This window comes from Fervidobacterium gondwanense DSM 13020 (assembly GCF_900143265.1).
GTDB lineage: Bacteria > Thermotogota > Thermotogae > Thermotogales > Fervidobacteriaceae > Fervidobacterium > Fervidobacterium gondwanense.
In genome coordinates this window covers 166,339-179,564 of sequence record NZ_FRDJ01000001.1, presented here as the reverse complement: position 1 = coordinate 179,564, position 13,226 = coordinate 166,339, and the positions used below count along the sequence as shown (strand labels likewise).

Below are 13,226 nucleotides of genomic sequence, written 5' to 3'. Positions count from 1 at the left end.
TGGAGGTGTGGGAGATGGTAAATAGCTACATAAAGTCAACTGAAGAGAAGATGAAAAAATCCGTCGAAAAAATCGCAGAAGAGCTAAAGCATTTAAGAACTGGAAGGGCAACGCCTGCAGTTCTTGAAGAAATAAAAATAGACTACTACGGAGTACCAACGCCTGTTCTCCAGGTTGCCCAAGTAACGGCAGAAGAACGCCAACTCATAGTTAAACCTTGGGAGAGAAACCTGTTGTCTGCCATTGAAAAAGCGATACTTGCAAGCGACCTCGGATTGACACCTGTAAACGATGGAACGGTTGTGAGAATCAACTTCCCAACACCAACAACCGAACAGAGACAAAAGTGGGTAAAGAAGGCAAAAGAAATAGTAGAAGAGGGCAAGATAGCGATAAGGAACATAAGACGTGATGTACTAAAAGATGTGAAAGACGACAAAAAGGATGGAAAGATATCGGAAGATGATGAAAAAAGATTAGAAAAAGAGATTCAGAATTTGACTGATAGATACATAGCCGAGCTCGATAAACTCTTTGAAAAGAAAGAAAAGGAGATTATGGAATTCTGATGGACAAGCCATTAACCCATATAGCGTTCATAATGGACGGTAATGGCCGTTGGGCGCAGAAACAGGGCAAACCGAGAACCTACGGCCATTACGTGGGAGCTTACAAAATAGAAGAAGTTGTTAGATGGTGTGCAGCACGTGGTGTAAAATACACCACGTTTTATGCATTTTCAACGGAGAATTGGAAACGCCCGCCGAAAGAAGTTGAATTCATCTTAGGACTTCTTGTTGAAAAAATAGGTGAGTTTTACGAGCGCATGTCGAAAGAAAACGTGAGGCTCAGATTCATTGGACGGCTCGACGGACTTCCGGACATCGTTAGAGAAAAGTGCATTGAGTATGAAGAAAAGACAAAAGATAACACAAAAATACAAGTAATCATGGCGTTGAACTACGGCGGCAGGACTGAGATAGTCGATGCTGTGAAAAAGATATTCGAAGAAAAAGCTGAAATCAGCGAAGAAAATTTCAAAAACTACCTCTACGCACCGGATGTTCCAGACCCGGACCTTGTTGTGCGCACTTCGGGTGAAATGAGGATAAGCAACTTCTTAATCTGGCAGATTGCCTACAGTGAGCTATACTTTTCCAATTTGCTTTGGCCTGAATTTAGCGAAGAAGAGCTTGACAGGGCCATAGAATCCTACAGAAAGCGCGAACGCAGATTTGGGGGTATCAGGGGGAATGGGTAAAGTGGAGAGCAAGAAAAACAGCTCTTTAAAGAAAGAGACTATTCAAAGAATTATAAGTGCTCTAATAGTTGCACCGTTTGTCGTATTTTGCTTTGTCTCGTACCAGAGCTTAGTTGGACTCGTCGCTGCGATTGTCTTAATAAGCTCGAGTGAATTCTTTTTTACGACTATCAAAAGAATAAACAGCTGGCTCGCGATAACGTACTCTGCTATCGTTACAACGTATCCTATACTCTACGGCGTAGCTTTTAGAAAATACCCGATGGAATTACTTTCCGTTATATTCATGGTAGGAATAATCGTTGCACTCAGCAAAGTTAGAGATAGGGAGATAATAACCGAAGTTTATTTTGCTTACTCAGTGGCGCTTGTATACATAAGCTTTTTGCTTTCGTTTTTTATCCCGCTGTACGATGTATATGGAGCTGCTATAGCACTGCTTACGCTAACGCTTTCTTGGACATACGATAGTTTTGCTTACGCGTTTGGCATGACTATGGGAAAGCACAAATTCGGAAGTTACTATAGCCCAAACAAAAGCTGGGAAGGATTCTACGGAGGAATCTTCGGAACGTTTGTTTACATACTGATTTACCAATTCGTTGCTAACAGCCTCTTCAAATCGAACATGCACATAACTCCGATTTTTGCTGTCGTAATTGCAATCACAACGGGCATTATGGATACATTTGGTGACATATTCGAATCGTCCATAAAACGCCACTACAATGTCAAGCACATGGGCAACCTGATGCCAGGACACGGCGGAATGCTCGACAGAATCGATGGATTACTCTTCATGACACCAATTCTCTATATCTTATTTAAGTTTTTTTACTAAAATCTAAGACGAGTGAAAATGATAATACAAGATAATTGCGGAGGTGTAGTTTTGTGAAATACATGACTAGCGATGAGATTAGAGAAGCGTATCTGAAATTTTTTGAAACCAAAGGCCATAAGAGACTCCCGAGTGCTTCGCTCATTCCAGACGACCCGCAGCTCATGTTCACAGTTGCAGGTATGGTACCGTTCAAACCTATATTTTGGGGAAAAGTCGACCCGATATATCCGAGAGTCACAACATGCCAGAAATGTGTTAGGACTAACGACATAGAGAACGTTGGGCGCACACCGAGGCACCACACGTTCTTTGAGATGCTTGGAAACTTCTCATTTGGTGATTACTTCAAAAAAGAAGCTATCGCATGGGCTTGGGAATTCGTCACTAAAGTCCTTGAAATGCCGGAAGAAAAATTGTGGGTTACCATATACGAATACGATGACGAATCGTTCGAAATCTGGAAGAGCATAGGTGTGCCGGAATACAAAATAATTAGGATGGGTAAAGAAGACAACTTCTGGGGACCTGCTGGTCCAACCGGTCCTTGTGGTCCTTGCTCTGAGATACACTATGACACAGGTATAGAAGTTCCCGTGAAAGATGGCGGAACACCGAATCCGGGAAACACCGATGGCAGATTCATTGAAATTTGGAACCTCGTCTTTACCGAATTTTACCAAGACGAAGAGGGCAAATTACATCCGCTACCTAGAAAGAACATAGACACCGGCGCTGGACTTGAACGTATCAGCGCAATGATGCAGGGCGTACTGTGGAACTTCGATACTGACCTCTTCAAGCCTATAATTGACACCATCCAAAACGTGCTAAACGTAAAATACAAAGAAGATCCGAAAAAAGACGTATCGATAAGGGTTATCGCCGACCATGTCAGAGCAGTCACGTTCATGATAGGAGACGGAGTGCTTCCTTCAAACGAAGGAAGAGGTTACGTACTTAGAAGGGTGCTTAGAAGAGCGCTCAGGCACGGCGCACTTCTCGGTGCAAAAGAGCCATTCCTTTACAAAATAGTCGACAGCGTAGTGAAAAAGATGGGGCACGTCTATCCTGAGATTGTTGAGAAGCAGAGCTTTGTAGAAACGATCATTAAGGCGGAAGAGCAGAAGTTCATTACAAACCTTTCGAGAGGTCTTGAATTAGTGCAGAAAATAGTCTCTGCAAGCGGAAAGATTTCAGCTGAGGACGCGTTTAAGCTCTACGACACATACGGCTTTCCAATAGATATACTCAGAGACATCGCACAGGAGAACAACTACGAGCTCGACGAGGCAGGGTTTGAGAAATACTTACAGCAGCAACGCGAAAGGTCAAGAAAAGCCCAGGGCGAAGTGGAATTTGCTCAAAAAACGGGGTACGAAACGCTTGATTTAGAAACAGTATTCGTCGGATACGACACGATGGAGTCTGAAAGCACTGTCCTGAAGATCAAGAAGGACAACGAATTTGTCGAAGAACTCGAAACAGAAGGCATGGAATGTGAGTTAGTTCTTGACATAACACCATTCTACGCAGAAAAAGGTGGACAAGTTGCAGACAGGGGCACTATAAATTGGTCAAACGGAAGATTTGAAGTTGAATACGTGTACAATCCAGTTGAGGGTATAATTGTCCACAAAGGTAAACTGTATGGTAAGATAAAGGTAGGAGAAAAGATACTTTCCGCTGTTGATGAAAAAAGAAGATGGACAATGCGAAACCACACTGCAACCCACTTGTTGCACGCAGCACTTAGGAAGGTATTGGGAACACACGTGCGCCAAGCAGGTTCTCTTGTTGAACCGGAAAGATTGAGATTCGACTTTACTCACTACCAGGCACTGACAAAAGAAGAAATCAAACAAATAGAAGATATGGTAAACGAAGTAATTCTGCAAGCCATTCCGGTTGTCACTGAAGTGAAGAGCTACGACGAAGCGGTTAAAGAAGGTGCGATGGCTCTCTTCGAAGAAAAATACGGAGATTTCGTCAGGGTCGTAAAAGTGGCAGACTTCAGCGAAGAGCTCTGCGGAGGTACGCACGTTAGAAACACGGGAGAGATTGGACTTTTCAAAATAATTTCCGAAAGTGCGGTTAGTGCCGGTGTGAGGAGAATAGAAGCGATAACTGGAATGAACTCGCTCGAATACTTGAGAAATCGCGAATCGATTTTGGAAAGCTTGAAAGAACGCCTTGAAGTGCCGATGAGCGAAATAAGTGTAAAAGTCGAAAAGATAATAGAAGAAAAGAAAGCTCTCGAAAAGGAACTTGCAAGCCTCAAAATAAAGCTCATAAACCCGGAAACGATAGCCAGCAGTTCAAAGAGCTTCGAAGGAATCAATTACCTATCGTTTGTCTTTGATTCCGTCGAGCCTGAAGTGCTGAAAGACCTGACTGACGATGTCTCTGAAAGGATAAAGGGTATCGTCCTGCTCATATCCAAACTTGAAGGAAAAATCGTCTTCACAATCAAAGTACCAAAAGAACTGACAAGCACATACAACGCAGGTAACATAGCCAAAGCTGTTGCAAAGGTCCTTGGCGGCGGTGGTGGTGGAAGTCCAACATTTGCACAAGCAGGCGGAAAGTTGCAGGAAAAGATACCTGAAGCACTTGAATTGTTTGAAAAAATAATCAGAAGGGAAGTGCAATGATGTTTGGCAGGTCTGATCTCGGAATAGACCTTGGCACGGCGAACACGCTCGTGTACGTAAGGGGGAAGGGGATTGTAATAAACGAACCTTCCGTCATATCGATCAACGTAGAAACGAATGAGATAATAAAAGTTGGCGTCGAAGCTAAGAAGATGCTTGGAAAAACGCCGAGTTACATACAAGCGATAAGGCCGTTAAAAGACGGAGTTATCGCAGATTACGACGTTGCACTTGCGATGCTTACGTACTTCATAAACAAAGCACAGGAAAAATTCTCTTTCTTCAGACCAAGGGTAGTCATCGGCGTTCCAGTCGGCGTTACGGAAGTTGAAAGCAGAGCATTGCTTACTGCTGGAAAAGAAGCCGGCGCGAAGAAGGTGTTTTTGATAGAAGAGCCGATGGCAACAGCACTTGGTGCGGGTTTACCGGTTGAAGAACCTCAGGGAAACATGGTTATAGACATAGGTGGTGGAACAACAGAAGCAGCCGTCATATCGCTCGGCTCAATAGTCACGTCAACCTCAACAAGGATTGCGGGCGACGAATTCGACGAAGCGATAATACAGTACGTCAGGGAGATATACAGAGTTTCGATTGGAGTGAGGACAGCAGAGCGCGTTAAGATAGAAATAGGTAATGTCTATCCACTAAAAGAATTTGATGAACTCCAAACGGAAGTTGTTGGAATAGAACTTTCAAGTGGACTTCCAAAGCGCCTCATACTCACTGGTGGTGAAATACGTGAAGCGATAAGACCGACAGCGATGCAGATAGTTGAGACTGCGAAAGTTACGCTTGAAAATACGCCTCCAGAACTCGTTGCGGACATAACGGAAAGAGGAATCGTTGTAGCTGGTGGTGGCTCACTTTTAAGAGGCATAACAGATCTGTTGTCCAAAGAAACAGGAATCAAAGTTTACCAGGCTGAAGACCCGATGACGTGCGTTGCGAAAGGTGCCGGAATGGTGCTTGACAAAATCGACATACTGGCGAGGTTGAAAACTGCAGAATGAAGATTAATCAACTGACGTTAACGTTCATAATTATTCTTACAATATTCTTTCTTGATGTTTTTACAGACAACGGAATAGCAAAATTGCTACATTCAGTATTTTCAAATGCAGCATATCCGCTTTATATCGCGAAGACAAGTCTCGAAAACTATTTTGAAAAAAACGTAACAGTTCAATACATAACGATATTTGAAAATAAAAAGCCAGAGTTATTAGATGTGTTAAGCGTGGAACTCAGAGGGCTGTACGTTCGCAATTTGAAAAAAAGAGGTATAATAATCAACGAGGAAGGCAAGTTGATAGGCTTTGTTGAAAAGACGGGACAAGTTGGGTATGTGACGAAATGGTGGGAGAGCGAGTTCCCTGTCACAATATCAGCGACGGACCTCAGCGTAGTTGGGTATTACAAGAAATACAGAATAACGATACCAGACCCAACAATCGATGTCGATAAACTTTCAGGCATGGTTTATCTTTCCGAATATATGCCATACGGAAAGTTGCTCAAAGAACGTGGGATCAACTTAGGTGTATTCAAGGAGGGCGAATTTTTAATAAATATACCAAAAATAAGAAGTAAAGTAATCTTGCTGGAAGATTACACAGGTAGTGAGGAAAATCCTCAAAAGTGAGGGGGACTGAAGATGGGTTACGAAGAATTAAGCAGAGAAGAACTTCTCAGAAAAGTCATGGAGCTCGAAGATGAAGTGACGAGATTAAAAATGCGGGAGTCAGAACTTGAGATACTTTTGAATGAGTATTCCTCGATTATGAAAAAACAGTTCGAAGTTTTCGACGATTTCATTAAAGACGTCGGAACAAAACGAATGATAGACCCACTTACAAGGGTGTACTCGCAGGAGCACCTTTTAAAACTCATCTCGTATTATCACCAGAAAGCATTTGAAGAGAACTTCGGATATGCCCTCGTGACGATAACCATCAACAACTTTGAGAAAATGGACCAGATGGAGAAAGAACACACTCTCTTGAGAATAGGGAAATTACTCAAGGAGCTTGTCAGGGTGCCACTTGACAGCGTTGGAAGGTACGCGGAAAACCAGTTCATGGTATTGCTCACAGAAATAACAAAAGAACAAGCTGAAAAGGTTAGAGAAAGAATCGAAAACGCTATGGCGCTACATAATATCGATGTAACAATAAAATTTGCAAGCTATCCAGACGACTCGACTAATCTTGAAGAACTGGTCAGAACAGTTGAATAGATTTTCGGAGAGGAGAAAAAAAGACGATGGGTTCGATAATCACCGAAAAATCCGTTCTTAGTGGTGAAGTTAAGATATCTGGGGCTAAGAATTCCGCATTGCCACTTTTGGCTGCCACGTTATTGACGGAAGAAGAAGTAGTTCTCCATAAAGTTCCAGTCCTTGCTGACATAGAGACGATGGTAGATATACTCAGAACGGTTGGCAAAAAAGTAATCTTTGAAAAGGATACTAACACTATCAGAATCTCAGGTCCTATACTGCACACCCACGTTTCATATGACCTTGTGCGCAAGATGCGCGCATCTTTTAACGTGCTTGGTCCAATCGCTGTAATGATGGGTGAAGCAAGCACACCGCTTCCCGGTGGTTGTGCGATTGGTGTTCGCCCGGTAGATTTCCACATCGAGGGTCTAAAACGAATTGGGTTCGACGTAACGTACGATCATGGCGAAATATTGGCAAAACGAGGAACAAAACCTGAGGAAGTGACCGTTTATCTACCATTCCCGAGCGTAGGGGCAACAGAACACGTGATGAGCACAGCTGCACTACTGCCTGGAATTACGATAATCGAGAACGCTGCAATGGAACCCGAAATAAACGATCTGCAAGATTTATTAAATAAAATGGGTGCGAAGGTAACTGGTGCAGGCACGAGCAGGATAGTTGTGGAAGGTGTTCGCAAACTCCACGGATGTGAGCACACAGTGATTCCAGATAGGATAGAAGCGGGAACGTACGCTATCGCCTTCCTTGCGACAGGTGGCGAAGGTGTGATAACAGACGTTGAACCATCACACCTCGACGCACTCTGGTTCGTACTTGAACGAACGGGTGCTATTGTTAAGAAGGGCTCAAATTTTGTAGAGCTGAAATCCTGGCACAGATGGAAATCGTGCGACATAAACGTCCTGCCTTATCCCGGCTTCCCAACAGATTTACAGCCACAGATAATTGTTTATCTTGCTTTGGCACAAGGTACGAGCACAGTTACGGAGAACGTATTCAAAACTCGCTTCGCGCATGTTGGGGAACTTGTTAGAATGGGTGCTGACATGAAGATAATGGAGAACACGGTATTCATTAACGGTGTTGAGAAGCTCGAAGGCACAACAGTAATGGGTACTGACTTAAGGGCAACTGCCGCCCTTGTCATTGCAGGCTTGGCAGCAGAGGGGACAACAGAGGTAACACAAGTAGAACACATATTCAGAGGATACGAGCATGTTGTTGAAAAATTCAGCAAAATCGGAGGTAAACTAAGATACGTCCCCGGAGGTGTCCCAGAGATTTGAAATATAAACTCACTTTAGGAAGAAATTCCTGGCTCTTTCTGATAGACACTCTTCTCTTAATCCTTTCTGGTGTTACCGCCCTCTTTGTGAGGTTCGGATGGGATTTTCAAGAGATGCGAAAATACGCAGCCGGTGTTTTTGTGCTAATTGGCATAACAGCCGTGGCGAACCTACTAAACGGCACATACAAAATTGTTTGGCGCTACGCACAGCCTATCGAATTTCTTAAACTTCTTCGTGGCTTATTCATAGGCTACGCATCGACGATACTGTTTTTGCATTTTACAAGAATCGCAGTACTGCCGAGGTCTGTTGGAATGCTCACGTTCCTCGGTAGTTACTTTTTACTCTTCAGTGCAAGAACGATGTACCAATACCTTTTAAGCATCAGAAAATCTTCAGGCAAAAGAATAGGAATCGTCGGAGCCGGCGATGCTGGAGTTATTTTACTCAACGAAATCAAAAGAACGAATTACGGCAACGTTGTTGTGTTCTTCGACGATGACCCAGCTAAGATAAACAAGACCATAGCGAACGTGCAAGTTGTCGGTAGAATAGATGAGCTCGACAAATACATTGCTGAACTTGAACTTGATGAAATACTGATAGCTATTCCTTCCGCTTCAAAAGAAGTCCTTGCGCGGATCTCTGAAAAAGTAGATACGAGCAGGGTGAAGGTCAAGACATTCCCTTCGATCTCGGAATTTTTGACAAGAGAACCAACGATAGAAGATTTGAGAGAACTATCGATACAAGACATCATCGGTAGAGAGCCTGTGAAAGTTGACTTGTCATCGATAAGCGACTACATCTCCGGAAAAGTTGTGCTTATAACCGGCGCAGGCGGGAGCATCGGTTCAGAAATTGCAAGGCAAGTTATAAACTTTGCACCGAAAAGACTACTCATACTTGGCAGGGGCGAAAACAGCATATATGAAATATACAACGAACTGAGGGAAAGAAACCAAAATGTAGAAATCATCCCGATAATCGCAGATGTGACCGACTCGAAATTCGTCGAGCACATTATATCAACCAACCATCCGGAAATAATCTTCCATGCCGCCGCGCACAAGCACGTCTTCTTCATGCAAAATAACCTCTATGAAGCGCTTAGAGTGAACGTAATCGGAACTATAAATCTAGCCAAGCTCTCTTGCAAATACGGTGTAGAGCGACTAGTGTTCATATCAACTGACAAAGCTGTCAACCCAACATCCTATATGGGCTTGAGCAAGAGAATTGCAGAGCTCTACCTTCTATCAATCAGTAATGACTGTCCAACACGATTTTCAATTGTCAGATTTGGTAACGTGATTGGTAGTCGCGGCAGTGTCCTTTGGAAATTCAAAAAACAGATCGAAAAAGGTGGGCCTATCACGATCACTGATCCAAAGATGAAACGCTACTGGATGAGTATTCCGGAAGCGGTCTCACTCGTCATCCAGGCGGGGGCATACGCGAATAAAAAAGAACTCTACGTACTCGACATGGGAGAACAAATACCAGTGGAGAACGTCGCGAAAACCCTCGCAAAACTCATGGGCAAGCCGGACATACAAATTACCTACACAGGAGCCGTGCCCGGTGAAAAGCTTGAAGAAGAACTATTTTACGACTATGAAACTCCGGAACCTACACATCACCCAAAGATTTCGAGGGTGAGATACAATAACCTGAAAGTGAAAGATGCAGAAATAGAAGAAATGGTCAATCGAGCGATGGAGCTTTGGACCCAGGGAGAAGAGCACTCAGCGCTTGAACTAATAAAATCACTCCTGTTTTGATATTGATTTTTTCAGCTCGATTGCATCCTTAATGTCATCTGATCCAAACTCGTACCTTTCAGAGCACCACTTACACGTGATCTCTGCTCTACCTTCGGCTAACAACTCATACAAATCACCTAACTCGAATAACTTGAGCGCTTCGTAGGCCTTCTCCCTACTGCACGAGCACTTAAACACAACGTTTTTCTCTTCGAAGAGTAGCCCTTCGTCGCCTATAACATATCTCGCTATATCTTCCAAACTCGCCTTTTCAAGCTCATGACTGATTGAAAACCCATTCAACCTTTTCTCTATACCTGAAATTACATCTTCCGGTAGATTTCTGTCCAATATCTGTATCGCGAGCCCACCTGCGTGAACGACACCGGAAGCGTCCATCAGCACACCGAGTGCAAATGCTGAAGGGATCTGTTCAGATTTTGTATAGTAATACGCCACATCCTCTGCGATCTCGCCAGAGATTATTGGTACTTTTGAAACGTACGGTGTCTTCAACCCAACATCTCGCACAACTGTTAATTCGCCATTTCCAACAGCTTGTCTAACATCGAACTTACCAATCTCATTCGGCTGCAACTCAAAATTCGTGTTTGATATATATCCTCTCACATGACCTGCGGCATTCGATTGTGCGACAACATTGCCCGCAGGTCCATCTCCTGACAACACAAAAGTAATCGACTCGCGTTCACCGAGCCAAGGCACGACCAGACCTGATGCTGTTATGAACCGTCCGAGAACAACGGTCGGCAGATAGGAAAGGCCGTGCTTCTCTTTAGACGTTTGGACAATATCCTTAGAATCTATCAATGAAAACCTTAGCATTCCGCTGTAAGCTGTCCCGTGGATTAGTTTCCCCATACGACTACCTCCCTGAAATATTTTTCAATCATTTTCATAAAATTATACCATTAGTATTGCACTAAGGAAATTGTGGTATAATTAACATGGTAAAGGGTGAAAATGGGGGGATTGTATGCCTACCTTAGATGCCATAAAAGTAGAAGAGCTGATATCGAAAGTGCCTGGCGTGAAGGCTGTCAAAGTTGTGGGAGACAACTCGACACTCCATGAAATTCACGTCATCACAACAAGCGACAAGAGTCCCAAACAGCTCGTCAGAGACATTGAGACAGTTGTCCTTGCAAGTACGGGCATAAGACTTGATAGAAAGATCATATCGATCGCACAAGTTGAAGCAGATGTCAAGACCCAAAAAATCCTACCGTACCAGATAGCAAACTTAAAAATAGAAAACATAGACGAGCGAAACATACGGGTAAACGTGACCATAGAACATGGCGAAGAAGAATTCTACGGCGAATTCTCAGGTCCAAAGACATCTCGCAACATCCCGAGGATTATAGGCAATGCTGTCTTAAATGCGCTTTCTGAAATCCATGACTTTGCACTCTCGTTTGACGATGTCGCCGAAGTGTACTTCGTTGGCAAAAAATACATACTTGTCCACATCACTAAACAGTACAACAACATTGAAGAAGGCATTATAGGTACAGCTGTAATTGAAGGAAATTACGAACGCGCAGTTGCGGAGGCGGTTCTCGATGCATTTAGAAGATTGTAAAATGACAAATCAAAGAATAAAACTGTGCACTAAAAAGTGCACAGCTTTTTTGTTAATTTTATTGTTCTTTCAAACATCTCTTGCAAATCTAATCTACGATACTAATATTGGAACATCTTACGGCTCACTTCCTGTTCCTGCCAATTGGCTAAATCTAGATAACCAACAAAGCACAAAAGAAATCGTAAAGACTGAAATCAACTTCGCACTCTACACAGCCGACTGGTCGAGCTCGATTGTGACAAAGTACTCTGGTTGGTGGGGTGTTCCTGCCAATCCAGCTGAGAACGTGTTCTACTTATCAGAAGATATTCCACCGTTCATAAACATAATTTTGGACTACAAAGTTGGAGATTTCGCACTGTATCTCGAACTGCCGTTCGAAAAGGAATACACAAACAAGCTCGTTACCCTATCAGACCACACAAATGTACCGTTCAATCCACTAAATCCACTCGACATCTCAAAGCTCTCGGTTGATCTGAACTTTCCACGAATGGGTTACATTTATTACTCGAACGATAATCTCTACCTTTCAATCGGAAGATTCCCGCTCAAATGGGGAGATGCGAAATATCCTGTCCACATCTCACCGACGACATATCAGGACAACTTGACATTCACGATCAAATTCCCAACGATGATTTATACGTTCCACGCTATAGCCTCTTATCCGCTCCTTTCGAACCAAGAATATGATATTCAGAGGAACTACTCAGACCAGCACACATCTGGAAGATATTTCTACGAACCGTCGAAGTACATAATCGCACACAGGTTTGATTTTTACGGCAATGTTGGAGATGTGAAAACACGATTTGGTCTGGGTGAACTAAACGTTGTAGGTGGAAAGCATCTTGATCTGATAGATATAAATCCAATACTTATCTTCCACAACACATACGGCGAAGGTTACAGGAACGTGACAGGGAGCTTGGACTTTTCGATTTTGTGGAACTCACTGAAAATTTACGGAGAATACGTTTTAGATGACGTCGTGGGTCCTACCGAAACTGGCTCCGGTTACAAACCCGGTGCTTCATCTTACAACATAGGTGCTCAATACGATTTCGGTGAATTTTCCATTTGGGCTGAGTACGATGAAATAGGAGAGTGGATGTACGTAACGAACTATTTGCCATACCTCAGAATCAACGTAAGACACTTCGATCTTGAAAACAATCTCGGTGGCAGGTTCATGTTCGATTACCCACTCGGTTTCACCTACGGACCTGATGCGAAGATGTTCTCCGCAGGGCTTAATGGAAAAATCCAGGATTTAAGCTTTGAAGTTGTGTATAACATGCTTACAAAAGGCCTTGTTGACGACAACGGTACGATTAGATGGAAATGGTTCTGGGACAGCTGGGCTGGGAATGTTTCAGAATCGGGTGCAACCACTCCTGAAAAAGCTGGGGAAAGAACTTACAACATTTTCAGCGTGAAAGCGAATTGGAAAAACATTACGCTCTTGTACAAGACAATCGACTTTGAAAAATACTTCCTCTCCGCACAAGTCAGCTATAATTTCTGAAGAAATACAAAATAATATCTAGAT

Annotated in this window: 12 protein-coding genes; 11 read left to right on the top strand and 1 reads right to left on the bottom strand. The window is 43.2% G+C overall.

Translation table 11 applies throughout. The annotated features are described in order from the left end of the window. Window positions 1–14: 14 nt before the first annotated feature. The 9 genes from frr to BUA11_RS00755 are packed head-to-tail and all read left to right on the top strand — an operon-like array spanning window position 15 to window position 10,080. On the top strand, window positions 15–569 hold the full coding sequence (frr, locus tag BUA11_RS00795) for a ribosome recycling factor (RefSeq protein ID WP_072757320.1): 555 nt from the start codon (window positions 15–17) through the stop codon (window positions 567–569). Further along, window positions 569–1,261, top strand: coding sequence for a polyprenyl diphosphate synthase (gene uppS / locus BUA11_RS00790; RefSeq protein ID WP_072757319.1), 693 nt, complete (start codon window positions 569–571; stop codon window positions 1,259–1,261). Before frr ends, uppS begins: the two co-directional genes overlap by 1 nt. Next, on the top strand, window positions 1,254–2,102 hold the full coding sequence (locus BUA11_RS00785; protein ID WP_072757318.1) for a phosphatidate cytidylyltransferase: 849 nt from the start codon (window positions 1,254–1,256) through the stop codon (window positions 2,100–2,102). Before uppS ends, BUA11_RS00785 begins: the two co-directional genes overlap by 8 nt. 53 nt (window positions 2,103–2,155) lie before the next feature. Further along, window positions 2,156–4,756, top strand: a complete 2,601-nt coding sequence (gene alaS / locus BUA11_RS00780) for an alanine--tRNA ligase (RefSeq protein WP_143145230.1) — start codon at window positions 2,156–2,158, stop codon at window positions 4,754–4,756. Then, the gene (gene mreB / locus BUA11_RS00775; RefSeq protein ID WP_072757836.1) at window positions 4,756–5,769 is read left to right on the top strand and encodes a rod shape-determining protein; all 1,014 of its coding nucleotides are present in this window, start codon (window positions 4,756–4,758) and stop codon (window positions 5,767–5,769) included. Before alaS ends, mreB begins: the two co-directional genes overlap by 1 nt. Next, on the top strand, window positions 5,766–6,401 hold the full coding sequence (locus BUA11_RS00770; RefSeq protein ID WP_072757317.1) for a hypothetical protein: 636 nt from the start codon (window positions 5,766–5,768) through the stop codon (window positions 6,399–6,401). Before mreB ends, BUA11_RS00770 begins: the two co-directional genes overlap by 4 nt. Window positions 6,402–6,413: 12 nt before the next feature. Beyond that, the gene (locus BUA11_RS00765; protein ID WP_072757316.1) at window positions 6,414–6,995 is read left to right on the top strand and encodes a diguanylate cyclase domain-containing protein; all 582 of its coding nucleotides are present in this window, start codon (window positions 6,414–6,416) and stop codon (window positions 6,993–6,995) included. Window positions 6,996–7,021: 26 nt separating this feature from the next. Further along, window positions 7,022–8,293 (top strand): UDP-N-acetylglucosamine 1-carboxyvinyltransferase, encoded by a 1,272-nt coding sequence (gene murA, locus BUA11_RS00760; protein WP_072757315.1) that lies wholly within the window; start codon window positions 7,022–7,024, stop codon window positions 8,291–8,293. After that, complete coding sequence (locus BUA11_RS00755) at window positions 8,290–10,080, top strand: polysaccharide biosynthesis protein (RefSeq protein ID WP_245789408.1); 1,791 nt, start codon at window positions 8,290–8,292, stop codon at window positions 10,078–10,080. The genes murA and BUA11_RS00755 overlap by 4 nt, the downstream gene beginning before the upstream one ends. On the opposite strand, the gene BUA11_RS00750 is transcribed toward BUA11_RS00755, so the two are convergent. Continuing rightward, window positions 10,066–10,944, bottom strand: coding sequence for an Hsp33 family molecular chaperone HslO (locus BUA11_RS00750; protein ID WP_072757313.1), 879 nt, complete (start codon window positions 10,942–10,944; stop codon window positions 10,066–10,068). The two genes, BUA11_RS00755 and BUA11_RS00750, sit on opposite strands and share 15 nt — an antisense overlap. A gap of 115 nt (window positions 10,945–11,059) precedes the next feature. On the opposite strand from BUA11_RS00750, the gene BUA11_RS00745 reads away from it, so the two are divergent. Beyond that, entirely contained in the window at window positions 11,060–11,668 is a 609-nt protein-coding gene (locus BUA11_RS00745) for a BTB/POZ domain-containing protein (RefSeq protein WP_072757312.1), read from the top strand. After that, entirely contained in the window at window positions 11,649–13,202 is a 1,554-nt protein-coding gene (locus BUA11_RS00740) for a hypothetical protein (protein ID WP_178137730.1), read from the top strand. The genes BUA11_RS00745 and BUA11_RS00740 overlap by 20 nt, the downstream gene beginning before the upstream one ends. The last annotated feature ends 24 nt before the right edge of the window (window positions 13,203–13,226 follow it).